Here is a 23963-nt window from a genome sequence, read left to right as displayed (position 1 = left end):
GTCCCACCCGTAGCGGGTGCCGACCGCTGGTCGGTACACGTTCGCCCGGTAGGTGCCGACCGTTGGTCGGCACACTGCCCAACGCGTCACAGCGCCAGCAACTCTCGCAGGTCATCCACCACCGCCACCGCCTCGACGTTGTCCAGGTCCAGGCCGCGCGGATACCCATAGCGCACCAGCGCCACCGGCATGCCCGCCTCCACCGCGGCGCGGAAATCGGTGATCGAATCGCCCACCATCAGCGCCGCTTCCGGCGCGATCCGGAAGTGCGCGGCAATGTGCCGCAACGGCGCGCCGCTGGGCTTGCGCTCGGGCAGCGAATCGCCGCCCAGTACCAGCGCGAAATGGTCCTGCAGACCGAAGTGCTGCAGCAGCGGCGCCACCAATGCCGACGGCTTGTTGGTACAGATCGCCAGGATCACCTGTCGCTCGCGCAATGCGGCCAACGTCTCGGCCACGCCCTCGAACAACTGCGGGCTGCGCAACAGGCACGCCTGGTAATGCCGCATGAAACCGGGCATGACCGCGTCCAGATCGATAACGCTGCCGGCCGCGTCGAACGCCTGTTCGACCAGCCGCCGCACGCCATCGCCGATCCAGGTCAGCACCGTCGCCTCGGGCACGCGCGGCAGCTGCCAGTCCTGCAGCGTGCGGTTCAGCGCTTCGGCGATATCGGCGGCGCTGTCCACCAGCGTGCCATCCAGATCGAACACCACCAACGGATACGGGTAGGACAAGGTACGGCTCACTTCGACGGCGTGGGGGCGCCCAGTGTAACGGTGCCGGCCGGCGCGCCGACCGCGAGCGGATCATCGTCGCCGAACGGGTCGCCGGCGAAACGTTCCACCAGGTAGTCCAGGAAGCTGCGCATGATCGCCGGCAGCTGCCGACGCGAGGCGTACACCGCGTGGATGCCCATCTCTTCCAGCGCGTACTCCGGCAGCAGCGCCACCAGTTCGCCACTGCGCAGGTACGGTGCCACCTGGTAGCTGGGCAACATCGCGATGCCGGCACCGGCACGCACCGCCTCCAGCAGCAACGAGGCCTCATTGGCACTGATGCTGCCACCCACCGCCACCGCGATCGCACGCCCACCGCGCTGCAGCTGCCATACGCTCTTGCCGACATAGTGGTGGGTCAAACAGTTGTGCCGGGCCAGCTCTTCGGCGCTGGTCGGCGTGCCGTGCCGGGCCAGGTAGGCCGGTGCGGCGCACAGCAGCGACCGGCAGGTCGCCAGCCGGCGTGCGATCAGGGCCGGGTCGATCGCGCGCGAAATACGTACCGCCACGTCCACCCGCTCCTCCACCAGGTTGACCAGCCGGTCCACCGCCAGCAGCTCGACCCGCGCCAGCGGATAACGCTGGACGAAGCCGGCCACGGCGGCGGCCAGGTGGCTCTGCCCGAACGAGACGCTGCTGGTGACCCGGATCAGCCCGTGCGGTTCGGGGTTGTCGCTGGCCAGCTCGCCACGCAGTTCGTCGCCGATCGCCAGCATCTGGCGGAAGCGCAGCAGGGCCGCCTCGCCCGGCCCGGTCAGGCTGATCCGGCGCGTGGTCCGGTGCAGCAGCCGCGCGCCCAGCCAGCGTTCTACCTCGGCCAGGTAGCGGGTGACCATCGCCCGCGACATCTCCAGCGCCTCGGCCGCCGCGGTCAGGCTGCCGCGCTCGACCACTTCGACGAACACATTCATGGCGGTCATCCGGTCCATCTGCTCGATCCGTGCAACAAATTAGGCCGTTATACGGGATTTTTCGCACCATTTCAGGCGCATATGCTGGGCGTCCTCCCTCAACGGACCTGCCCCATGAAAATCGCCCTCGTTGGTGCCACCGGCAACATCGGCCGTGAAATCGCCCGCCAGGCCCTCGCCCGCGGCCACCAGGTGACCGCCATCGTCCGCCGTGAAACCGACCTGCCAGCCGAACTGGACGGTGCCCAACTGGCCGTGGCCGCGCTGGACGACATCGACGCCCTGGCTGCGGTGATCGCCGGCCACGACGTACTGGCCAGCGCATTCGGCCCGCGCCCGGGCGATGCGCCCGACACGGTCACCTCGGTCAGTGCCGCGCTGGTCCAGGCCGCCCGCCAGGCGCGCGTGCCGCGCTTCATCATGGTCGGCGGCGCCGGCAGCCTGGAAGTGGCCCCCGGCGTGCAGCTGGTGGATACCGAAGGCTTCCCCGACGCCTACAAGCCCGTCGCGCTGGCCGCGCGCGCAACGCTGGCGCAGCTGCGCAGCGTCGACGACCTGGACTGGACCTTCTACTCGCCGGCCGCCGAAATCGGCCCCGGCCCGCAGCGCGGCGGCTTCCGCACCCAGGCCCGCAACTTCCTGGTCGGCGCCGACGGCCACAGCCGGATCAGCTATCCCGACTACGCCGACGCCTTCGTCAGCGAAATCGAACAGCCGCAGTACCTGCGCCAGATCGCGACGGCGGCGTATTGAAGCAGCCGCCTGAAAGTAAGCCGAGCATGGCTCGGCTCTACCCCCGACCCCGCACAGGAGTTCCTGCAATGCCGAACCTCTCCCGCACCACCCTGGCCCTGGCGCTGGCCATCGGCACGGCGCTCGGCGTGACCGCTGCCAGCATCGACCACGCCGCCGCTGCCACCAGCACCCAACAGCGCGCGCTGCAGGTGCAGCCCTACCATCCCGGCGACAAGGCCCTGTTCGCCGTCGCCTCGACGCTGGTCACCGGCCCGCACGACGCGATACTGGTCGATGCCCAGTTCGCCGCCGCCGACGCGGCCCAGCTGGTGCAGCGCATCCGCGATTCCGGCAAACGCCTGACCACCATCTACATCAGCCATGGCGACCCCGACTACTACTTCGGCCTGGCCACCCTGCAGGATGCCTTCCCCGACGTGCGCATCGTTGCCACCGCCCAGACCGTGGCCCACATCAACGCCACCCAGGCCGGCAAACTCGCGTACTGGGGCCCACAGATGGGCGCCGACAAGCCTGCGCGCATTGTCATTCCCGAGATCCTGGAAGGCGACAGCCTCAACCTCGAAGGCCAGGCCATCCAGATCATCGGCCTGGACGGCCCCACCCCGGACCGCAGCGTGCTGTGGATCCCCGCCCTGCGCACCGTGCTGGGCGGCATTCCTGTCGTGGCCGGCGAACACGTGTGGATGGCCGACACCCAGGGCGCGCAGTCGCATGCCGACTGGTTGAAGACCCTGGCCACGATCAAGGCACTCACGCCCACCCGCGTCATCCCGGGCCATTACGCCCGCGGCGCGAAACTCGATGTCAGCGCGGTCGATTTCACCAGCGCCTACATCCGGGCGTTCGATGAAGAAGCGGCACGCAGCAAGGATGCCGATGCGTTGATCGCCGCAATGAGAAAGCGTTACCCGACCCTGCAGGGCGTGGGTTCGTTGGAGATCAGTGCGAAGGTTGCGAAGGCGGAAATGCAGTGGCCGTGATGGCGTGACAAGCAGCAGAGGAAAGCGATGTAACGCGTCAAAGAAAATGCGCCGCGTTGGTTTTTGTCATGCCACAACAGAACGTTGACAGAGCATCGGCAGTCGATCGGGATGCGACCCTACCAAGCAGAATTTTCCGAGCACGATAGGCATGACGTGCACGATGAGCATTGAGCGAATGTCGCCGTTGCCCGCCCCAACGCGCCGACCGGGTGTCAGGGGGGTGGTGCGGGTGGGTTGGCGGGACCGTTGGGCGCCATGGATGGCGCTCACGAGCCTACACGGACGTACTTGCGGCGTGTCCCGCCAACCCACCCGCGCCACCCAGCCCCTAAGCAGGCACGCCCCAACGCACTGGCTCTTAGCTTTTAGCTATTCGCTACAAGCGAAAATCAATCATCATCCAGATGATCAAACAACCCCGGCTGGCTTACCGCCTCGCGCTCGCGGAAACCGCCCAGGCCCACGCCCACCAGCCGGTAGCGCGTCTCCGCCGGCAAATCCACCCGCGCCCGCAGCGCCAGTGCGATATCGCGCAGTTCCTCCAGCGTTTCCGGCGGCGACTCCGGGGTAAAGCTGCGCGTGATGATCCGGAACTGGGAGGTCTTCAACTTCAGCACCACCGTATGCCCCACCCGCTCGGTGCGGCGCGTGGCATGCCAGGTCTTCCCGGCCAGTTCCACGATCGCCGGCTCCAGCGCTTCCAGTGGCAGATCCTCGGCAAACGTATCCTCGGAGGACACCGACTGCACCGGCTGGTCCGGCTCCACCGCCCGCTCATCCACACCGCGCGCGCGGTTGTACAGGCGCGCCCCGAAACTGCCGAACCGCGCTTCCAGCTGCTCCAGCGGCAACGCGCGCAGATCGCCCACCGTGACGATGCCCAGCTCGGTCAGCTTGGCCTCCATCACCTTGCCCACCCCCGGCACCCGGTTCACCGGCAACGGCGTCAGAAACTGCTCCACCCGGTGCGGCGGCACCACGAACTGCCCGTCGGGCTTGCGCCAATCCGAGGCGATCTTGGCCAGGAACTTGTTCGGCGCGATCCCCGCCGACGCCGTCAACCGGGTTTCCTCGCGGATCTGCGCACGGATCTGCTCGGCGATCTCGGTGGCCACGGTCATCCCGCCCTTGTGCACCGTCACGTCCAGGTAGGCCTCGTCCAGCGACAACGGCTCCACCAGATCGGTATGCCGCAGGAAAATCTCGCGCACCTGCCGCGACACCGCCTTGTAGCGCACGAAATCGGGCGGCACGAACACCGCATCCGGGCACAACCGCTCGGCCCGCAACGCCGGCATCGCCGAACGCACCCCGAATACGCGCGCCTCGTAGGAGGCCGCGCACACCACCGAGCGCGCGCCCTTCCATGCCACCACCACCGGCCTGCCGCGCAGCGACGGATCGTCGCGCTGTTCCACCGACGCGTAGAACGCGTCCATGTCGACATGAATGATTTTGCGGAGAGCGGGCACGGCGGAAAGGACTCGGGCCTGGAACGGCGGGATCAGATGAACAAGATTACAGCCACACGCCTGGGTATGGTCTTTTCATAACAACGACATGCGTTTTTCAAGCTGAAAACACTACGCCGGCGTACGGTTAAAACGTTTGATTGAATCACCTTTCCTCTGCACTCTTGAGCACTTGTATCCAAGCAAGATAGCCGACCGATGGCCGGCTTTACCCGATGGCAACTTCCTCAGGATTGCGTTTTCCATGACTCGTCTCAACGCGTTCTCGCGCGAACAACTGCTGGCCAGCGCCCGCGGTGAACTGTTCGGCCCGGGCAGCGGCCGCCTGCCCAACGATCCGATGCTGATGTTCGACCGCATCACCGACATCCGCGACAACGGCGGCCCACACGACAAGGGACTGGTACGCGCCGAACTGGATATCCGCCCCGACCTGTGGTTCTTCGGCTGCCACTTCATCGGCGACCCGGTGATGCCCGGCTGCCTCGGCCTGGACGCCATGTGGCAGCTCACCGGCTTCTTCCTGACCTGGCTGGGCGCGCCCGGCCGCGGCCGCGCACTGGGCTGCGGCGAGGTGAAGTTCACCGGGCAGGTACTGCCGCAGGCCAAGCTGGTCAGCTACGAAATCGACATCACCCGCGTCATCAACCGCAAGCTGGTCATGGCCCAGGCCGATGCCCGCATGCTGGTGGACGGCCGCGAAATCTATTCCGCCAAGGACCTCCGCGTAGGTCTGTTCACCTCCACAGAGAACTTCTGATGCGTCGCGTCGTCATTACCGGAATGGGCATCACCTCGTGCCTGGGCAACGATCTGGACACGGTCTCCAGCGCACTGCGCGAGGGCCGCCCCGGCATCCGCCACCTGCCCGACCACGCCGAGGCCGGCCTGCGCAGCCATGTCGGTGGCAACATCGAACTGGACCTGGACGCGCAGATCGACCGCAAGGTCAAGCGCTTCATGAGCGATGCCTCGGCCTACGCCTACATCGCCATGCGCGACGCGATCGCCGACGCCGGCCTGGACACCGAACAGGTAGCCAACCCGCGTACCGGCCTGATCGCCGGCTCCGGCGGCGGCTCCAGCCAGTGGCAGGTCGAATCGGCCGACATCCTGCGCGCGCGTGGCGTGCGCAAGGTCGGCCCGTACATGGTGCCGCGCACGATGTGCTCGACCGTGTCGGCCTGCCTGGCCACTGCGTTCCAGATCAAGGGCCTGAGCTATTCGCTGTCGGCCGCCTGCGCCACCTCGGCCCATTGCATCGGCGCGGCCGCCGACCTGATCCGGCATGGCGCGCAGGACGTGATGTTCGCCGGCGGCGGTGAAGACCTGCACTGGTCGATGAGCGTCATGTTCGACGCCATGGGCGCGCTGTCCACCCGCTTCAACGACACCCCGGCTAGTGCCTCGCGCCCGTACGACAAGGACCGCGACGGCTTCGTCATCGCCGGCGGCGGCGGCATGCTGGTGCTGGAAGACTACGACCACGCCGTGGCACGTGGCGCGCGCATCCATGCCGAACTGATCGGCTACGGCGTCACCTCCGATGGCGCGGACATGGTCGCTCCCTCCGGCGAAGGCGCGGTGCGCTGCATGAACATGGCCATGGCCAACCTGTCGGCCCCGATCGACTACCTCAACACGCACGGCACCTCGACCCCGCTGGGCGATGTCACCGAGCTGAAGGCGGTGCGCGAAGTGTTCGGCGAAGCGGTGCCGCCGCTGTCCTCGACCAAGGCGCTGTCGGGCCATTCGCTGGGTGCTGCCAGCGTGCATGAGGCGATCTACTGCCTGCTGATGATGCGCGACGGCTTCATCGCCGGCTCGGCCAACATCGGCGAGCTGGACCCGCTGGTGGAAGGCTTCCCGATCGTGCGCGACAGCACGCCGGCGCAGCTGAACACGGTGATGTCCAACAGCTTCGGCTTCGGCGGCACCAATGCGGCGCTGGTATTTGGCCGGGTGTGACCGGCGGTTGATGCGGTGACGAAAAGCCCGGCCGATGCGCCGGGCTTTTTTCATGGTTCCCGGCCAACATCGCCAATGTACGCGCGCGGACAGGGGCCCCGGCACCTGCGGCGATCGGCGCGTTCTGTTTCGGCAGGGTCGCATCCGGATCGACTGCCGATGACCTGCGCAACAATCGTTGATGGCATGACCTGAAAGCGAAGCGGGCGTCGGTGCAGGTCATGCGTTGGTCGTGCCGATCACCGGTATCTGCAGTCGTTTGGGAACCGACCCTACCGGCCGGGAGCCTGGGTGCCTGCGGCGGGTTCTGCTTCGGTAGGGTCGCATCCCGATCGACTGCCGATGACCTGCGCAACGTTCATTGATGGCATGGTCTGGGAGCGAAGCGGGCTTCGGCAGGGGTCATGCGTTCGTCGTGCCGATCACCGTTCTCAGCAGTCGTTTGGGAACCGACCCTACCGGCCGGGAGCCTGGGTGCCTGCGGCGGGTTCTGCTTCGGCAGGGTCGCATCCGGATCGACTGCCGATGACCTGCGCAACAATCGTTGATGGCATGACCTGAAAGCGAAGCGGGCGTCGGCGCAGGTCATGCGTTGGTCGTGCCGATCACCGGTATCGGCGGTCGTTCGGGAACCGATCCTAGCGAAGATGGGCCAGCAGCAGGCTGTGCGCGTCGGCCAGCGAGCCGACGATGCGATGGCCCAGCGCGCGCAGTTCTTCGTCGGGGTGCACCAGGTCCGGAACCTGGATGGCGGTCATGCCCGCGCCTACCGCCGCGCGGATCCCCGCCGGCGAATCTTCCAGCGCCAGGCAGCGCGTGGGGTGCTTGCCCAGCCGCTGCGCGGCCAGCAGGTAGATGTCCGGTGCCGGCTTGGGGTGGGCGACATCGCCGCTGGTCACCACCACCTCGAAGAACCGCAGCAGCCCGGCCGCCGCCAGCTTGCGCGACGCCCGTGGCTGCCGCGTGGTGGTCGCCACCGCGCGGGCGATGCCATGTTCGTCCAGCAGCTGCAGCAGCTCCACAATCCCCGGCCGCAACGGCAGGCCGGCCTGCGTGCGTGCCTCGTACAGATCGTGGCAGCGCGCCAACAGGGCCGCCACCTGGTCCGCATCAATGCGCTGCAGCAACAACTGCCCGCAGTCGCGGTCGCCCAATCCCACCATCTGCAGCCAGAACCCGTCTTCGAACGGCAACTGCAGCTCGCGCGCGGCCTGCGACCAGCACGCGATCGACACCCGCTCGCTGTCGATCATCAAGCCGTCCATATCGAAGATGACGGCGTCGGGCAGGAACGGCAGCGCCGCGATCATGGTCATGGCACGTTGAACAGGGTGTCCAGGTCGCCTGCATCGAGCATGCGCCACTGGCCTTCGCCCAGATCGCCCAGCGACAGCCCGCCGATGCGGCTGCGGTGCAGCGCCTGGACATGGTTGCCCACCGCGGCGAACATCCGCCGCGCCTGGTGGTAGCGGCCTTCATGCAGCACCAGCTGCGCCTGGCGCGACGACTGCACCAGCAGCTCGGCCGGCAACAACGGTTTGTCATCGGACTCCAGCAGCAACGTGCCGCTGGCGAAACGCGCGGTCTCATCGCCGCGCAGGTCTTCGGCCAGGGTCACCTCGTAGGCCTTGTCCAGGCGCGACTTGGGCGACACGATCCGGTGCAGCAGCGCACCGTCGTCGGTCATCAGCAGCATGCCGCTGGTGTCGCGGTCCAGCCGGCCCACCGAGGACAGCAGCGGCGAGCGCTCGCGGTAGCGCGGCGGCAGCAGGTCGTAGATCAACCGGCCCTTGTCCTTGGTCGAGCAGGTATACCCGCGCGGCTTGTGCAGCAGCAGGGTCAACCCCTGCGGCGGGTCCAGCGGCTCGCCGTCGACCCGGATCGCCTCGTGCGCGAGCAGGTCATCGGCATACAGCACCTCGCCGTCGGCGTCGGTGACCCGGCCCTCGCGGAACATCAGCTGCACCTGCTTGCGACTGCCATAGCCCAGGTTGGCCAGCAGCTTGACCAGCTTCATGCACGGTCCCAGTTGCGGCCGCGCGGGCTGTCCTTGACCCGGGCCGGCTCCCGGGCGCGGCCGGTGTCCTTCATGCGGGTCGCTTCGATCAGCTTGAAACCGTCGCGCTCGGCCGCCACCCGCACCTGGCCGAAGCTCTCGTTGAGGATCTGCTCATACGGCAGGTGGCGGTTGGCCACCAGCCACATCCGCCCACCCGGGCGCAGTGCCTGCGCGGCCACGGCGATGAAGCGCTGGCCGATGTCGGGGCGGTCGGCGCGCGAGGGGGTATGGAACGGCGGGTTGGTGACGATGAAATCGTACTGGCCTTCGATCCCGGCGGTGACATCCTGCCAGTGGAAGCCCAGCAGCGCCGGCTTGCCCAGCGCGGCCAGGTTCTCGCGGGCCAGGGCCAGGGCGCGGCCCTCGGCCTCGAACAGGTCCAGCGCGGTCACGCCCGGGCAGCGGGACAGTACTTCGACCGAGAGATAGCCGAAGCCAGCGCCCAGGTCGGCGCCACGGCCGGCCAGGTCGGCCGGCAGCTGCTCGACCAGCAGGGCCGAAGCCGGGTCGATGCGGTCCCAGGCGAAGATGCCCGGGCGGCTCTGGAAACGCCCACCCAGGATCGGCCGCGGCGCATCCAGCGTGGCCCAGCGCTGGGCCAGGGCGGCATCGTGCTGGCCGTTCAGCGGCGCGGTCCAGTAGCTGCGGCAGTGGTTCTTGGTCAGCTTGCCGCCCAGACCGGCCAGCTGCTGCAGGTCGCCTTCGCCGGAGCGTGCGCCTTCGTTGTTGTGCTGGCAGGCCACTACGATGCCGCCCGGGGCGGCCAGGGCCAGCGCGCGGGCGAACAGCGCCTTGGCTTCTTCACGCTGGCGCGGCGGCAGCACCAGTACCAGCGCGTAGCGGATGGGGTCGGTGGCCAGCTGCTGTTCGTCGCGCACGGTCCAGCCACTGGCTTCCAGCGCATCGGCGAACGGGCGGAAGCTCTGCTCGCAGACCAGTTGGCCGGGCTGGGCATGCTCGCGCAGCGGCGCGCCGTCGCGGGCACGCAGGAACAGCACCGGGCCGGCGGGCCAGGACAGCACGCCACTGGCGAACGGCAGGAACAGGGTTTCCAGGGGGGCGTCGTGCTGGGCAGCCATTGGGGGCACATCTTGAAAGAGACGACCATTCTACCGGTTCGCCCGGATCGGGCCCGGCGCGACCGGATTTGCGTTTATTCAACGCTGCCTTGATGCCCTGCCAACATCCAAACCGGCAGGGTGGGGGCTCACCTGCAATGGAGATGGCTCATGCGTGCATTGTTTGTCGGCGGCGTGGTGGACAACAGCGAAATGGACATGGAGGGCGCGCAACCACCGGTGCACTACCCCCAGGACACCGGCGGCGGGCATTCGCGCTACCGCCTGCACCAGATCGGCAAGCAGGCCGACGGTACGGTTGCCTACGCGGTCTACGGCGCCCCGGACATGGCCGACGACGAAGTGGCGCGGGTGGCCGATGAGCGCGCCTATGCGCGCCGTTTCGAGGCCGAAGCGGAACTGTTCGTGCAGTAGAACCTGGCCTTGCCCGGCTGCGGGGCTGGGGGCCTATGGACCCAGGGTGGCCGGGCAGCGCCCGGCCCCAAGGCAACGGCCTTGGCGCAGGATCACTCCACCGGCGGCAGCTGGCGCACGCTGGCAATCCGGTCCAGCCACACCAGATGCTGCTGCACCGGGGTATCCAGGTCGTCCAGCCGCAGCTGTCCGTTGCTGCCTTCGTTTTCCTCGGCGTCGCGGTACTGCTGCACGCTGGGCTGCACGGCCACCGTGCCGAGCAGGCGGCTGCCGTCGTCCAGGATGATTTCCACCCGGGCCTGGCCACGAAGCTGGGGTAGCAAGGCTTCCAGGGCGGCAATCCGGGCAGGATCGGTATGGATGTGCGGTGCGTAGCGGGACATGGGGCACTCCTATCGGTCGGGGGAAACCACGCGCGATGCAGCGCTAGCGGTTGGCCAGCACGCTGCGGACCGCCGACACCAGCTGGGCCACCGAATACGGCTTGGCCACATGCTCCTGGAAGCCCGATGCCAGCGCGCGCTTGCGGTCGTCGGCGCGGGCCAGGGCGGTGACCGCCACCGCTGGCAATACCTGCGATTCCACCCCGATATCCTCGCGCAGGGTACGCACCAGGCCGTAGCCGTCCATGCCCGGCATGCCGATATCGGTGAGCAGCACGTCGATGCCGGCATGGCCGCCGGCGTCGAGCAGGGCCAGGGCTTCGCCGGCCGAAGCGGCGGCGGTGACTTCGGCGCCCTGCTCTTCCAGCAGCCGGCGCAGGTATTCCAGCACTTCGGGCTGGTCTTCCACCGCCAGCAGGTGCAGGCCCTTGAGCGGGAACGGTTCGATCACCTGTTCGCTGATCGGGCCGCTGAATACTTCGCGCAGCGGGCGGCCTTCGGCCTGCGGCTGGTAGCGCGGTAGGCGCACGGTGAAGGTAGCGCCGCAGCCGTGGCCTTCGCTGCTGGCCGCCACCGCGCCGCCATGCAGCTCCACCAGTTGCTGGGCGATGGCCAGGCCCAGCCCGAGGCCGCCGTGGCGACGGGTGGTGGTGCCGTCGGCCTGGCGGAAACGGCTGAACAGATGGCGCAGGAATTCCGGGGCGATGCCGTCGCCGGAATCGGCCACGCTGATCGACCAGTGCCCGCCATCCTCGTCCAGGGTCACCACCACACTGCCTTCGGCGGGGGTGAACTTGATCGCATTGGACAGCAGGTTCCACAGCACCTGCTGCAGGCGGGTAGCATCGCCGAGCACCCAGGCGGCCTGCTCGGGCAACACCAGGCGCATCGCCAGCGCCTTGCCCTCGGCCACCAGCTCCTGCGCGCGCAGGGCTTCGGTCAGCAGGTCGCGCAGGTCCAGCGCTTCCACTTCCAGCTGCACCTTGCCCAGCAGCATGCTGCTCAGGTCCAGCATGTCCGAGATCAGCCGCTTCTGCGCCATCGCGCTGTTGGCGATCACGCCCAGCCCCTTGTACAGCGGGCTGCTGGCGTCCACCCGCTGCAGCAGCAGTTCGCTCCAGCCCAGGATGGTGGTCAACGGCGTGCGCAGTTCATGCGACAGCGTGGCCAGGAATTCGTCTTTCAGCCGTGCCATGTTTTCGGCGGCACTGCGCGCGGCGCGTTCGGACTGCAGCAGTTCCTCGCGCGCCATTTCGATCTCGCGCCGCTCGGTCACATCCGGGCTGCTGCCGGCCAGGCCGATGAAGCGCCCCATCCGCGAAAAGCGCGGCCGTGCGTTCATCTCCAACCAGCGCCACTGGCCGTCGGCACGCCGGCCACGCACCAGCGCATGCATCGAACGTTGCGCCTTGAGCGCCTCGTGCAGCTCGTACTCGAATACCGACGCATCGTCGGGGTGCACCAGGCCGCGCCAGACGTCTTCGGGCACGCGTTGCTCATCGCCGCCGAAGAACTCGGTGAAGGCGCTGTTGACGAAGCGGGCGTGGCCACGTTCGTCCAGCACCCACACCGGCATCGGCAGGCCGTCGGCCAGCGCGCTGAAGCGCGCCTCGCTTTCGGCCAGTTCCACTTCGATCTGCTTGCGGTTGGTGATATCGAAGAACACCACCGCCACGTGGTGCTCCTGCGGGTCGCCGACCCGCACCGCCTCCACCGAGTACCAGCGGCCCAGCGCGCGGGCCTCCAGTTCGAACTGCTGGGCCATGCCGGTCAGGGCGACCTGGCCATACACGCGGTACCACTCGGTTTCATGCGCGGGCTGCAGCACGCTCATGCGCTGCCCGCAGGCATTGCTGAGCCCGGTGTTGCGTTCGAAGGCCTCGTTGACCTCCAGGAAGCGGTAATCCACCGCCACGCCGTCCTCGAACATCACCTCGACCACGCAGAACCCGGCATTCATCTGCTCCAGCACGCTCCGGTACAAGCCGGGGTCCGACGCCGTGGCCACGAAGGGGGGTCGTTCCAATGTTGAGGTGGGCAGGCTGGGCAAGGGCGTCAAGGGGGCAACTGGCGAAGCGGAGGGACACAGCATCGTCCAGGGCGCGTATTCGTAGCGTCAAGCGCGGGCACCGATGGCCCCTCTGGATGAAGACGCGGGTGAATTGGCGGCAACGGACACCGTATGGCGAGGATACTGCCGATTGTCCCGGGGGCCTATCAGGATCACACTGACTGCCTGCTCGATCCGTGATCACCACCGAGGATTCGTCATGAAACGCTCCCCTCTGCTGTTGACCGGCACCTTGGCCTGCCTGCTGGCGATCGGAGCGGCCCAGGCCGCCGCGCCACGCACCGTGACCGATCCCCAGGCGCCACGGGCCCTGGCCGGCGACAGCGCGGTCCAGGTGCAGTGGACCGATCCGGCCCAGTTCAGCGAAATCCGCCAGAGCACCAACCGCTTCGAGGCCGAACGCGGCAACTGGGTGGAGCAGCTGGCGCAGTATCTGCGCAGCGCCGCCGGCAAGCGCCTGGCGCCGGGGCAGTCGCTGGAGGTGACCATTACCGACATCGAACGCGCCGGTGATTACGAACCGTGGCATGGCCCGCGCGCCAACGACATCCGCATCCTGCGCGACCTCTACCCGCCGCGCATCAGCCTGACCTTCAGCCTGCGCGATGCCCAGGGCCAGGTGCTGGCCCAGGGCGAGCGCAAGCTGTCCGACAGCGGTTACCTGCACAACCTGGGGCTGCAGCGCAGCTCCGACCCGCTGCGTTACGAGAAGAAGCTGCTCGACGACTGGATCCAGCGCGAGCTGCGTGCCACGGCAGGCCGGTAGCGCCGGGCCGCCCGGCGCCGCGCGGAAGGCATCCACGCATGGCGTGGATCTACCCGCTCATCCTGCCGGGACATAGCGCCACGCCATGTGTGGCCGGGCCTTCAGCCGCCTACCACCTCGTGCGGCACGCGCTTGACCGCGCAGGGCAGCTGGTAGGCACTCACCCCGCACAGCGGGGCCAGCACATCCAGCCGCGGCGATGCGCCCCACAGGGTTACCGTGCTGCCGATCCCGGCCTGCGGCAGGTCGGTCAGGTCCACGGTCAGCATGTCCATCGACACCCGCCCGATCAGCGTGGCTGCCTGGCCATCGATCAGCACCGGGGTGCCGTTCGGCGCGAACTGCGGATAGCCGTCGGCATAGCCCAATGCCACCACGCCGACCCGGGTCGGTCGCTGGGCGACGAAGCGCGCGCCATACCCGACCGGCTCGCCCACGTCGATCTGGCGCACCGCGAAGATCTTCGACTGCATGGTCATCACCGGGCGCAGCCGCCGGGTCTGCGCGGTCTGTACCGGCAACGGGTTGGCCCCGTACAGCATCAGGCCCGGGCGTACCCAGTCGCTGCGCACGTCAGGCCAGCCCAGCAGGGCCGGCGAGTTGCACAGGCTGGTTTCCCCGGCCAGGCCTTCGATCGCCGCGGCAAAGGCAGCGGCCTGCTCGGCGGTGCGCGGGCTGTCCAGTTCATCGGCGCGCGCCATATGGCTCATCAACACCATCGGCGCGATCTGCGGCAGGGCCGACAGGCGCGCATGCGCGGCGCGGAAATCGGCCGGCGACAGGCCCAGGCGGTGCATGCCGCTGTCCAGCTTCAACCACACCTGCAACGTCGCGGTGGTCTGGAACGCGGCCACCGCGTCGACCTGCCAGGGTGCGGCCACGGCGAACCACAGGTCGTGCTGCACGATCAGCGGCAGCTCGTCGGCCTCGAAGAAACCTTCCAGCAGCAGGATCGGCGCGGTGATGCCGGCGTCGCGCAGCTCCAGGGCTTCTTCGATGCAGGCCACGCCGAACGCATCGGCCTGGCCCTGCAGCGCGCGCGCGCAGGCCACCGCACCATGCCCGTATGCATCGGCCTTGACCGCGGCCAGGGTCTTGCGGCCCCCGCCAAGTTCACGGGCCAGCTGGAAGTTCGAACGCAGCGCGTCCAGGTCGATCAACGCGCGGGCTGGGCGCATGCTTTGGGCTCACTGTGGACAACGGACGCGGCCGCATGGCCGTAACGGAAAATATCCAGGCCTTCGGTGCTGATCTGCGGCTGGCGCGCGCTCATCAGGTCGGCCAGGTAACGGCCCGAGCCGCAGGCCATGGTCCAACCCAGGGTGCCGTGGCCGGTATTGAGGAACAGGTTGCGGTACGGCGTGGCGCCGACCACCGGGGTGCCGTCCGGGGTGGCCGGGCGCAGCCCGGTCCAGAACTCGGCGCGCGCCAGGTCGCCGCCGTGCGGGTACAGGTCGCCCACCACTTTTTCCAGCGTGGCGCGGCGGCGCGGCGACAGCGACAGATCAAAGCCGCCCACTTCGGCCATGCCACCCACGCGGATGCGGTCGTCGAAACGGGTCACGGCCACCTTGTAGCTTTCATCCAGGATGGTCGAGGTGGGTGCCATCGCCGCGTTGGTGATCGGCAGGGTCAGCGAATAGCCCTTGAGCGGGTACACCGGCAGGCGCAGGCCGAGCGGGTCGACCAGCGACGGCGAGTAGCTGCCCAACGCCACCACGTAGCGGTCGGCGGTTTCCAGCTTGCCGTCGATGCGCACGCCGGTGATGCGGTCGCCGTCGGTCTGCAGGGCGGCAATGTCCTGGTCGAAGCGGAACTCCACCCCGGCATCGACGCACATCTGCGCCAGGCGGCGGGTGAACAACTGGCAGTCGCCGGTCTGGTCGCGCGGCAGCCACAGCGCGCCGACCAGCTTGTCGGCCACCCCGGCCAGCGCCGGTTCGTGGGCGATGATGCCGTCGCGGTCCAGCACCTGGTAGGGCACCTGGTACTGGGCCAGGATCTCGATGTCCTGGGCGGCGGCGTCGAGCTGCTGCTGGGTGCGGAACAACTGGGTGGTGCCCAGGTCGCGGCCTTCGAATTCAATACCGGTCTGCTGGCGCAGTTCGTTGAGGCAGTCTCGGCTGTATTCGGACATGCGCACCATGCGCGCCTTGTTGACCGCATACCGCGCGTGCGTGCAGTTGCGCAGCATCTGCGCCAGCCACGCGTACTGCCGCCAATCCAGGCCCGGCCGGATTGCCAGCGGCGCATGTTCGGCGAACAGCCACTTGACCGCCTTCAGCGGCACGCCCGGGGCGGCCCACGGCGAGGTGTAGCCGAACGACAACTGGCCGGCGTTGGCGAAACTGGTTTCCAGCGCCGGACCGGGCTGGCGGTCGACCACCGTGACTTCAAACCCGGCCTGCCGCAGGTACCAGGCACTGGTGGTGCCGATGACGCCGCTGCCAAGGACTAGAACGCGCATGCTGCTTCTCCAACCCGATCATTCCCTGCGCTGGAGCGCGCCGGGACCATAATTGGGGAAGTATATTCCGGACAAATCCGGCATTTGACCTGTTTTATCGCCACATGGCAGGGTATTGTCCCGCCAACACCCCCGACCGGATGACCCGATGGCCGCCCGCGCCCGCGAACTGGACAAGATCGACCGCAAGATCCTGCGCATCCTGCAGGCCGAGGGCCGGATCTCCTTCACCGAACTGGGTGAACGGGTCGGCTTGTCCACCACCCCGTGCACCGAACGGGTACGCCGGCTGGAGCGCGACGGCGCCATCACCGGGTACTACGCCAAGCTCGACCCGCACTACCTCAAGGCCAGCCTGCTGGTGTTCGTGGAGATCAGCCTGGCCTACAAGTCCGGCGACATCTTCGAGGAATTCCGCCGCGCCGCGCTGAAGCTGCCCAACGTACTGGAATGCCACCTGGTCTCGGGGGATTTCGACTACCTGCTCAAGGCCCGGATCAGCGAGATGGCCTCCTACCGGAAGCTGCTCGGCAGCACCCTGCTGACCTTGCCGCATGTGCGCGAATCCAAGAGTTACATCGTGATGGAAGAGGTCAAGGAGACCCTGACCCTGCCCATTCCCGACTGAGCGCATCCGGACGGGATGCCAATGCAAAGAGCGGCGCGCTTGCGCGCACCGCCCTCGCTCATGCATCACACCGGTCAGCGTTGCTGCTTGGAATCGGGGGTGCGTTGATCCTGCTGCTTGCCGCCTTTCTGGTTCTGCTGGTCCCACTGCTGCTGGTTCTGCTGGCCGGCCTTCTGGTGCTGCTGCTGACTGCCCTGCTGTTCCTGCGGCATCTTGCCGGGATTGCGGTTCTGCTGGTTGGTCATGATTGCACTCTTCTGGAAAACCCTGGAATACGCCGCGTTCCGGCGCACGCACAGGGTCCGGCAAAAACGGTTAATCGCAGGCGAAAAAGCAGTGAGTTGGCACGTTGATGCAGATGACTGCGGGGCGTGGTTGGTAAAGCGTTCATGCACTGCGCCCATGGCGTTCGAGGCTCATGCCGCCATCGAACGCGGCGCGGCCGCGTGCAGTCGACCCGGGTGCGACCCTGCCGGGCCATGGGCACGGCCAGCCGCCGTCTTTCCGCCACGCCGGCCTGACCGACACAGCGCCATCAGGGCCGGATCTGCTGGCCGTCGCCACGGGGAACCGCGTCGTAGTACTTGCCGGTCCGCGTGTCCAGCACGCGGTTCGGCGCGACCTGCCTGGCCCCGGGAATGATCCGGCCGTGGCGGTCGTAGACCTTGGTCTGCGGTGCCGGCGCGCGGATCGGCGCGGGCTGGGCCGGGCCGCGGCTCTGGATCGGGTGGCGACGCAGTTGCTGCTGCACCTGGCCGCTGGACTTCACCGGCGCCATCTGCCCGGACAGGCTGTCGGCCGGGGCCGGCCGCACCGGCGTGGGCAACGGGGCCGGGGCGGGCGGCGCCACCACTACCGGGCGGGTCGTGGTCGGATTCGGCGGGGGCCCGATCTGGGCGATGGCCGCAACCGGCAGCAACAGCCCCAGCGCGGCGGCGAAGCGGGCGTGGCGGGACATGGCAGGCTCCGGCGTGGCGTGTGGGAGTGCACTGTGCGCCGACGCCGGTATCGGCACCATGAACGGCCCCGGATCGCCCGGCGCCGGCTTGAAGCGCCGGCCGCCGACCCAATCTCAACTGCACCCCCGCGAGGAACCGCCGATGACCGCCTTCGACCTCTCTCCCCCCAGCGACGCCCAGCGCCAGGCCCTGGAAGCCGGCCTGGGCGCCGACGAGCGCCGCGTGCTGCTCCAGCACGGCACCGAAGCCCCGTTCTGCGGCGTGTTCCTGGACAACAAGCAGGACGGCGTCTACGGCTGCCGCCTGTGCGGCCTGCCGCTGTTCCGCTCCGGCACCAAGTTCGACTCCGGCACCGGCTGGCCCAGCTTCTTCGCCCCGTTCGACCCGGCGCATGTGCGGCAGATCCGCGACAGCAGCCACGGCATGGTCCGCACCGAAATCGTCTGCGCCAGGTGTGACAGCCATCTGGGCCATGTGTTCCCGGACGGCCCGCCGCCGACCTTTGAACGGCATTGCCTGAACTCGGTCTCGCTGGCCTTCACGCCCAATGGCCATGCCTATCCGGACCCGCTGCAGCGCGGTGGCGCCGAGGCCGGAGCGGCGGCGTAGGTGCGGACTGCCGGCCCGCACGCCTGAGGGTTGGCCCGCATGCTGACCACGGCTGACCACGCAAAAGTGTGACATCGAACGAACAGCGCCCTTCAGGAAACCGGGGGCGGGGCCGACATGGAGGTATCCCCCACTCCGCGCCGGCCCCATGCTCATCATCGTTGGATTCCTGATCGTCATTCTCAGCGTGCTCGGTGGCTACATCGGCGCGCACGGCAAGCTCGGCGCCCTGTGGCAGCCCTACGAGCTGGTCATCATCGGTGGCGCGGCGCTGGGCGCGTTCCTGGTGGGTACCCCGCTCAAGACCGTCAAGCAGACCCTGCACGCCATCGTGGGCGTGTTCAAGGGCCCGGCCTACAAGCAGCAGGACTACATCGACGTCCTGAGCCTGCTCTATGAGCTGCTCAACAAGGCGCGCCGCGAAGGCTTCATGGCACTGGAAGACCATGTCGAGCGCCCGGCCGAGAGCTCCATCTTCGCCAACTATCCCAAGGTGCAGGCCGACCACCACCTGGTCGACTTCATCACCGACTGCCTGCGCCTGATGATCGGCAGCAACATCGAACCGCACGAGCTGGAACCGCTGCTGGAGATGGAACTGGAAAAGCACCACGCCGAAGCCATGCAGCCCTCGGCGGTGCTCAACAAGGTGTCCGACGGCCTGCCCGGCTTCGGCATCGTGGCCGCGGTGCTGGGCATCGTGATCACCATGGGCTCGATCGGCGGGGAAATCACCGAGGTCGGCGCGCACGTAGCCGGCGCACTGGTGGGTACGTTCCTGGGCATCCTGCTGGCCTACGGCTTCGTCGGCCCGCTGGCCGCGGCGGTGGAAGCGCGCGCCGAGCAGGACAGCCGCATCTACGAGTCGGTCAAGACCGCCCTGCTGGCCTGCCTGCGCGGCTACAACCCCAAGATCGCCCTCGAATTCGCCCGCAAGACCCTGCCGTCCAACGTGCGCCCGGGCTTCAGCGCGTTCGAAGCGCACCTCAAGACGGTCAAGTAAGGCACTGCCATGGCCGAGAACAAACCCACCGTCATCGTCCGCCGGGTCAGGAAGGCCGGCCACGCCGCCCATCATGGCGGCGCCTGGAAAGTGGCCTACGCCGACTTCGTGACCGCGATGATGGCCTTCTTCCTGCTGCTGTGGCTGATGGCGGCCACCAGCAAGCCCGAGCGCGCGGCCATTTCCGAATACTTCCGCAACCCCAGCCCGCTGGCCGGGCAGAGTTCCACCCCTGCCCCGGGCATGGCCGGGCCGGGCGGGGCCAGCACCTCGATGATCAAGCTGGGCGGCGCCACCGACATCTCGCGCGGCAACAGCAACGACCCGTTCCAGAAGCAGCAGGCGGCCAAGCCGATCGCGCAGACCGATCGCGAGCGCGAACAGCAGCAGCTCGAAGCGCTCAAGCAGGAGCTGGAAGAGGCGATCAGCAAGAGCCAGGCACTGGAACCGTTCAAGGACCAGCTGCTGCTCGACCTGACCCCGGAGGGGTTGCGCATCCAGATCGTGGACAAGCAGAACCGGCCGATGTTCGACATGGGCAGCGCCGCGCTCAAGCCGTATACGCGCGAGATCCTGCGTGAGCTGTCGCAGTTCATCAACCACGTGCCGAACCGGATCAGCATCACCGGCCACACCGACATCACCGCCTACAACGCCGTGCATGGCTACAGCAACTGGGAACTGAGCGCCGACCGCGCCAACGCCGCACGCCGCGCCCTGCTCGACGGCGGCATGGCCGAGGAAAAGGTGACCCGCGTGGTGGGGCTGTCGTCCTCGGTGCTGTTCGACCGCACCCAGCCGGACAACCCGATCAACCGCCGAATCAGCATCGTGGTGATGACCAAGGCCGCCGAAGCAGCCGCCCTGGCCGGCGCCGGCCAGGAACTGGCGCTGTCGCCGACCGCCGCCGACGCCGACATCCACGCCGCCCAGGCCCCGGCCGGCACGCCCTGAGGGCGGGGGCAGGAACGGTGCGCCCGCGCCCCGGCCTGCCCCGCGCCGCCTGCCGACAGCGCCGGCCAACCCCCATTACAATGGCGGTCTTTCCCATTACAGATCACCCCCATGTCCAAGCAGTCCAAGGCCAAGCGCGACAAGCGCAAGAAGCTGCAGCCCAAGCGCCCGATCAACCGCCTCAACGCCCAGCAGCCGGTGCAGAACCATGCGGTACTGACCAACGAAGAAGGCCAGGTCGTGGCCGCGATCGGCCTGCAGGGCACCGAATGGCTGCTGGCCATCGGCGGCCAGACCATGGGCAACGCCGACAACCCGATCCCGATGCTGGCCATGCTCAAGCACCTGTCCAACGTGCAGGAAAAGGAAGGCCGCAAGGTCACCCTGGAGTATTCGACCCAGCTGCAGCAGTTGATCGACGACCTGGCCGCCGATGAAGGCAAGACCGCCGATGACTACCTGACCCAGCTGGTGTCCGAGTTCGAAGGCGTCGAAGGCGAAGACAACGAAGAAGAACAGGCAACCGGCGAAGACGCGCAAAGCGTCGACGAAGCCGCCGCCGAGCCTGCCCCGGCCGCCAGCGACGACAAGCCGCAGGCCTGAGCCACGGCGATCCGGTGACGGTCTATATCGACGATGCGGTACACCCCTGGCGCGGCGAGCGCTGGGCGCATTTGATGGCCGACACCCTGCCCGAGCTGCACGCCATGGCCGCCCAGCTCGGGATTCCGCGACGGGCCTTCCAGAACCGCCCCAGCGGCGCCCACTACGACGTCCCGGCCCCGCTGCGGCTGCAGGCGATCGAACTGGGCGCGCAGGCCATCTCGCGGCATACCGACCGCGCACTGGTCAAAGCGGTCATCGCCAATGCGAGAAGCCAATACCGGTAGGTGCCGACCGTTGGTCGGCACACGCATGAACCCATGCATCGCCCGGTAGATACCGACCGTTGGTCGGTATGCGAGAACCCATCAGAACGGATCGCTGCCCGGGCGCACTTCCACCCCCAGCAGCGAGCACAGCGCCAGCATGGCGTCGTCGTCGCGGCTGAGCGCCATCCAGCCGCACAGGCCACCCTCGCCGGTATCCACGCTCCACAACGAGTAGTTGTGCTCGCGCAGCCGGTCGTAGGCGGTAGCCATCAGCAGCGGCGCATCCACCCTGGCGGCGAAATCCTCATCGTCCAGGTCGCCGCCCCAGTCGATCTGCAGGTTCCAGCGCGCGGACAGCTCGTTGACCGCCGACATCAGCGCATCGGCATCGCCGCGCTCGACCTCGAAGCCGGACTGCCAGGCGATCGCGGCCATCAGCGGCGGCAGCCAGTCGGCGTCCTCGTCGATCTCCTGCCCGCTTTCCAGCAGCGCCTCGCGCCAGCGGTTGAACTGCTGCAGGGCCAGTTCCTCGTCGGCCGGGTTGATCAGCACGAACAGGTTCCAGATCCGCGCCTCGAAGTCGTCTTCGTCGAAATCGCGTTCCTCTTCTTCGAAGTCGAAATAATCGCTGTTGTCGGGCATGACCGGGTTTTCCTGGAGACAGGCACGCATTCTGCCGTGCAGGGGCGTTGGCAGGAAGCGAAATTCGGCGGAAGCCGCGGCGCGGTTTATCCTGTACCGCAGAAGGCGGCCGTGGTGGCCGCCAGCATCCGACGACCATGAGCGATACTCCTCCCGATCACCTGGCGATCAACCCGGCCAGCCCCTTCCACGATGCCGCCGCGCTGGAGCGTGGGGTCGGCATCCGTTTCAACGAGGTCGAGCGCGACAACGTCGAGGAGTATTCGGTCAGCGAAGGCTGGATCCGCGTCCAGGCCGGCAAGGCCCGCGACCGCCGCGGCAATCCGATGACGATCAAGATCAAGGGCACCGTGGTTGCCTATTACCTGGATCGCGCCCCCTGACCGGCGTGCGCCGGTCTGATGAGCGCGTCGCCACGCGCCCGTGACCGGCCGCGTCAACACGGGACATGGCTGTTGACGCCCTGGTAGCGCCCGACCGTTGGTCGGGCCACCTTCAATCCCGTTGCCGCGTCTCCAGCAGGTCCAGGTTGCGGATCAGCTTGCGCGAGACCTCGTCGGAAATCTTGCCGCGCCGGGTCAGCCGGAACAGTTCTTCGCGTTCGGCGGTGAGCCCGGCGGTGCGCAGCTGGCGGTAGCCCTGCTCCATCCGCTGCACCTTCTCCGGGTCGGCATCGGGGCCGTTTTCCTTTTCCAGGTTGCGCTGGTACAGCAGGCTGACCCGCGAGGCGGCGTCGTTGTACAGCTGCACGTTCTCGGTGGTCTGGTGCTGCACCAGCTGCTGGCGCATGCGTTCCACCCCGGCCAGCGCGGCCTTGGAGGCCAGTTTGCGGGCCAGGTCCTCGGCCTTGCGCTCGCCCGAGTCGGCCGGCAGCTCCAGCCCCTTCAACAGGCGTGGCAGCGCCACGCTGGCGCCGACCAGCGACACCAGGATCACCGCGGCGGCCAGGAAGATCACCAGATCGCGCGCCGGGAAGGCACTGCCGTCGGGCAGGAACAACGGCAGGGTCAGCACGCCGGCCAGGGTGATCGCACCGCGTACGCCGGCCACCGAGGTGGCCACCACCACCCGCCACGGGGTGCCCTGGCGGACTTCGCCGCGGTGGCGGGCGCGCAGCAGGCTCCAGCGCAGCGACAGCCATACCCAGGCCAGGCGCAGCAGCACCAGCGCCAGGTTGATCACCACCACATACACCAGCAGCCACCACGCATTGCGGTGGCCGCTTTCGCTGACCGTGGTGATCGCGCGCTCGACAATGCCCGGCAGCTGCTCGCCGAGCAGTACGAACATGATGCCGTTGAAACTGAACTGCAACATGCCCCATACCGCCGCGCGCTGCACCCGCATGCTGCCCGAGACGCGGCCGGTCAACTCCACGTAGCTCATGGTGATGCCGGCGGCCACCGCCGACAGGATGCCCGACGCATTGGCCTCTTCGGCCAGCAGATAGGCCGCAAACGGGATCAGCAGGTTGACCAGCAGGGCCGCGCCGGGCTCTTCGCCGAAACGCCGCCACAGCCAGCGCTGGGCCGTGGACACGCCCAGGGTCACCGCCACGCCGATCGCCAGGCCGGCCACCGCCACCCACAGGAAGGTCAGCGAGGCGGTCGCCAGCGAGAACGAACCGGTCATCACCGCGGCCACCGCGAAGCGGAAGCAGACCAGGCCGGAGGCGTCGTTCAACAGCGACTCGCCTTCCAGGATGTGCATCAGCCGCTTGGGAATCGGCGCGCGCGCCGCGATCGACCCGACCGCCACCGGATCGGTCGGAGAGATGATGGCCGCCAGCGCAAAGGCCACCGCCAGCGGCATCACCGGGATCATCCAGTGGATCAGCAGGCCGGCGCCGATCACGGTGAACACCACCAGCCCGAAGGCCAGTTCCAGGATCACGCCCTTGTCGCGGAACAGGCCCTGCTTGGGAATGCGCCAGCCGTCCAGGAACAGCAGCGGCGGCAGGAACAGCAGGAAGAACATCTCCGGCTGCAGCGCGTGGCCACGGTTGAACACCCCGGCAATCACCGCGCCCAGGCCGATCTGCACCAGCGGTAGCGGCACCGACAGCGGCAACACCCGGACCAGGTAGCCGCTGGCGACCACGGCCACCAGCATCGCCAGCACGACTTCGATGGTATGCATGCATTTTCCAGAAGCGGCGCGAGGGGAGGCTGCAGGCAGCCGGCGC

General features: G+C 68.0%; 27 protein-coding genes. 13 read left to right on the top strand and 14 right to left on the bottom strand.

Translation table 11 applies throughout. The features are described from left to right. Positions 1-86: 86 nt before the first annotated feature. A complete protein-coding gene (gene gph / locus AC3ITM_RS02650; RefSeq protein WP_489270011.1) occupies positions 87-737 on the bottom strand; it encodes a phosphoglycolate phosphatase in 651 nt (216 codons plus the stop codon). 8 nt (positions 738-745) lie between these two features. Continuing rightward, positions 746-1708 (bottom strand): LysR family transcriptional regulator, encoded by a 963-nt coding sequence (locus tag AC3ITM_RS02645; RefSeq protein WP_489268213.1) that lies wholly within the window; start codon positions 1706-1708, stop codon positions 746-748. 96 nt (positions 1709-1804) lie between these two features. Between AC3ITM_RS02645 and AC3ITM_RS02640 the strand changes: the two genes are divergently transcribed. Further along, complete coding sequence (locus AC3ITM_RS02640; protein WP_489268211.1) at positions 1805-2443, top strand: NAD(P)-dependent oxidoreductase; 639 nt, start codon at positions 1805-1807, stop codon at positions 2441-2443. Positions 2444-2511: 68 nt separating this feature from the next. Beyond that, entirely contained in the window at positions 2512-3429 is a 918-nt protein-coding gene (locus AC3ITM_RS02635) for an MBL fold metallo-hydrolase (protein WP_489268209.1), read from the top strand. Between the two features lie 392 nt (positions 3430-3821). Here the strand turns inward: AC3ITM_RS02635 and dinB are convergent, their stop codons facing one another. After that, positions 3822-4904 (bottom strand): DNA polymerase IV, encoded by a 1083-nt coding sequence (gene dinB, locus AC3ITM_RS02630; protein ID WP_489268207.1) that lies wholly within the window; start codon positions 4902-4904, stop codon positions 3822-3824. Positions 4905-5148: 244 nt separating this feature from the next. Here dinB and fabA point away from each other — a divergent pair, with 244 nt between their 5' ends. Together fabA and fabB are read left to right on the top strand one after the other, a co-directional pair. Then, the gene (gene fabA, locus AC3ITM_RS02625) at positions 5149-5664 is read left to right on the top strand and encodes a 3-hydroxyacyl-[acyl-carrier-protein] dehydratase FabA (protein ID WP_489268205.1); all 516 of its coding nucleotides are present in this window, start codon (positions 5149-5151) and stop codon (positions 5662-5664) included. Beyond that, positions 5664-6872 (top strand): beta-ketoacyl-ACP synthase I, encoded by a 1209-nt coding sequence (fabB, locus tag AC3ITM_RS02620; protein WP_489268204.1) that lies wholly within the window; start codon positions 5664-5666, stop codon positions 6870-6872. The genes fabA and fabB overlap by 1 nt, the downstream gene beginning before the upstream one ends. Before the next feature lie 638 nt (positions 6873-7510). Here fabB and AC3ITM_RS02615 read toward each other — a convergent pair. Genes AC3ITM_RS02615 through AC3ITM_RS02605 form a run of 3 tightly spaced genes read right to left on the bottom strand, consistent with a single transcriptional unit; the run spans position 7511 to position 10010 of the window. Next, the gene (locus AC3ITM_RS02615) at positions 7511-8188 is read right to left on the bottom strand and encodes an HAD family hydrolase (protein ID WP_489268202.1); all 678 of its coding nucleotides are present in this window, start codon (positions 8186-8188) and stop codon (positions 7511-7513) included. Further along, positions 8185-8889, bottom strand: a complete 705-nt coding sequence (locus AC3ITM_RS02610) for a pseudouridine synthase (RefSeq protein ID WP_489268200.1) — start codon at positions 8887-8889, stop codon at positions 8185-8187. The genes AC3ITM_RS02615 and AC3ITM_RS02610 overlap by 4 nt, the downstream gene beginning before the upstream one ends. Further along, entirely contained in the window at positions 8886-10010 is a 1125-nt protein-coding gene (locus AC3ITM_RS02605) for a class I SAM-dependent methyltransferase (protein ID WP_489268199.1), read from the bottom strand. The genes AC3ITM_RS02610 and AC3ITM_RS02605 overlap by 4 nt, the downstream gene beginning before the upstream one ends. 150 nt (positions 10011-10160) lie before the next feature. Here AC3ITM_RS02605 and AC3ITM_RS02600 point away from each other — a divergent pair, with 150 nt between their 5' ends. Further along, positions 10161-10424: a hypothetical protein gene (locus tag AC3ITM_RS02600; protein WP_489268197.1), complete on the top strand. Its 264-nt coding sequence runs from the start codon at positions 10161-10163 to the stop codon at positions 10422-10424. A gap of 92 nt (positions 10425-10516) precedes the next feature. Here the strand turns inward: AC3ITM_RS02600 and AC3ITM_RS02595 are convergent, their stop codons facing one another. Together AC3ITM_RS02595 and AC3ITM_RS02590 are read right to left on the bottom strand one after the other, a co-directional pair. After that, entirely contained in the window at positions 10517-10807 is a 291-nt protein-coding gene (locus tag AC3ITM_RS02595; protein ID WP_489268195.1) for a DUF3247 family protein, read from the bottom strand. A 43-nt stretch (positions 10808-10850) separates the two neighbouring features. Beyond that, positions 10851-12899 (bottom strand): hybrid sensor histidine kinase/response regulator, encoded by a 2049-nt coding sequence (locus AC3ITM_RS02590; RefSeq protein WP_489268193.1) that lies wholly within the window; start codon positions 12897-12899, stop codon positions 10851-10853. A 178-nt stretch (positions 12900-13077) separates the two neighbouring features. Between AC3ITM_RS02590 and AC3ITM_RS02585 the strand changes: the two genes are divergently transcribed. Next, entirely contained in the window at positions 13078-13644 is a 567-nt protein-coding gene (locus AC3ITM_RS02585) for a DUF3016 domain-containing protein (RefSeq protein ID WP_489268191.1), read from the top strand. 101 nt (positions 13645-13745) lie between these two features. On the opposite strand, the gene alr is transcribed toward AC3ITM_RS02585, so the two are convergent. Together alr and AC3ITM_RS02575 are read right to left on the bottom strand one after the other, a co-directional pair. Next, entirely contained in the window at positions 13746-14822 is a 1077-nt protein-coding gene (alr, locus tag AC3ITM_RS02580; RefSeq protein ID WP_489268189.1) for an alanine racemase, read from the bottom strand. Then, positions 14801-16111 (bottom strand): D-amino acid dehydrogenase, encoded by a 1311-nt coding sequence (locus tag AC3ITM_RS02575; RefSeq protein ID WP_228885771.1) that lies wholly within the window; start codon positions 16109-16111, stop codon positions 14801-14803. The genes alr and AC3ITM_RS02575 overlap by 22 nt, the downstream gene beginning before the upstream one ends. A 148-nt stretch (positions 16112-16259) precedes the next feature. Here AC3ITM_RS02575 and AC3ITM_RS02570 point away from each other — a divergent pair, with 148 nt between their 5' ends. Beyond that, positions 16260-16739: an Lrp/AsnC ligand binding domain-containing protein gene (locus AC3ITM_RS02570; protein WP_228885772.1), complete on the top strand. Its 480-nt coding sequence runs from the start codon at positions 16260-16262 to the stop codon at positions 16737-16739. 74 nt (positions 16740-16813) lie between these two features. Here the strand turns inward: AC3ITM_RS02570 and AC3ITM_RS02565 are convergent, their stop codons facing one another. Then, on the bottom strand, positions 16814-16984 hold the full coding sequence (locus AC3ITM_RS02565; protein ID WP_228885842.1) for a lana protein: 171 nt from the start codon (positions 16982-16984) through the stop codon (positions 16814-16816). A gap of 290 nt (positions 16985-17274) precedes the next feature. Continuing rightward, complete coding sequence (locus tag AC3ITM_RS02560) at positions 17275-17697, bottom strand: classical arabinogalactan protein 4 (protein ID WP_489268186.1); 423 nt, start codon at positions 17695-17697, stop codon at positions 17275-17277. Between the two features lie 142 nt (positions 17698-17839). On the opposite strand from AC3ITM_RS02560, the gene msrB reads away from it, so the two are divergent. The 5 genes from msrB (at position 17840) to AC3ITM_RS02535 (ending at position 21154) form a co-directional block, all read left to right on the top strand. Continuing rightward, on the top strand, positions 17840-18307 hold the full coding sequence (gene msrB / locus AC3ITM_RS02555) for a peptide-methionine (R)-S-oxide reductase MsrB (protein ID WP_489268184.1): 468 nt from the start codon (positions 17840-17842) through the stop codon (positions 18305-18307). 148 nt (positions 18308-18455) lie between these two features. Next, positions 18456-19310, top strand: coding sequence for a flagellar motor stator protein MotA (motA, locus tag AC3ITM_RS02550; protein WP_489268182.1), 855 nt, complete (start codon positions 18456-18458; stop codon positions 19308-19310). 9 nt (positions 19311-19319) lie between these two features. Beyond that, entirely contained in the window at positions 19320-20264 is a 945-nt protein-coding gene (motB, locus tag AC3ITM_RS02545) for a flagellar motor protein MotB (RefSeq protein ID WP_489268181.1), read from the top strand. 111 nt (positions 20265-20375) lie between these two features. Beyond that, entirely contained in the window at positions 20376-20867 is a 492-nt protein-coding gene (locus tag AC3ITM_RS02540; RefSeq protein WP_489268179.1) for a hypothetical protein, read from the top strand. A gap of 14 nt (positions 20868-20881) precedes the next feature. Beyond that, on the top strand, positions 20882-21154 hold the full coding sequence (locus AC3ITM_RS02535; RefSeq protein ID WP_489268177.1) for a DUF4031 domain-containing protein: 273 nt from the start codon (positions 20882-20884) through the stop codon (positions 21152-21154). Positions 21155-21235: 81 nt separating this feature from the next. Here AC3ITM_RS02535 and AC3ITM_RS02530 read toward each other — a convergent pair whose 3' ends face one another. After that, positions 21236-21778 carry a DUF6630 family protein gene (locus AC3ITM_RS02530; protein WP_489268176.1) on the bottom strand — a complete coding sequence of 181 codons (543 nt, stop codon included), beginning with the start codon at positions 21776-21778 and terminating at the stop codon, positions 21236-21238. A 137-nt stretch (positions 21779-21915) separates the two neighbouring features. On the opposite strand from AC3ITM_RS02530, the gene AC3ITM_RS02525 reads away from it, so the two are divergent. Next, positions 21916-22161, top strand: coding sequence for a DUF3297 family protein (locus AC3ITM_RS02525; protein WP_228885780.1), 246 nt, complete (start codon positions 21916-21918; stop codon positions 22159-22161). 112 nt (positions 22162-22273) lie between these two features. Here AC3ITM_RS02525 and AC3ITM_RS02520 read toward each other — a convergent pair whose 3' ends face one another. Next, positions 22274-23917, bottom strand: coding sequence for a Na+/H+ antiporter (locus AC3ITM_RS02520; protein ID WP_228885781.1), 1644 nt, complete (start codon positions 23915-23917; stop codon positions 22274-22276). Positions 23918-23963 lie beyond the last annotated feature (46 nt).

The organism is Stenotrophomonas sp. KH_029, assembly GCF_057839765.1.
Note: the sequence above shows the minus strand (reverse complement) of the source record. Positions and strands in the feature narration are given on the sequence as shown.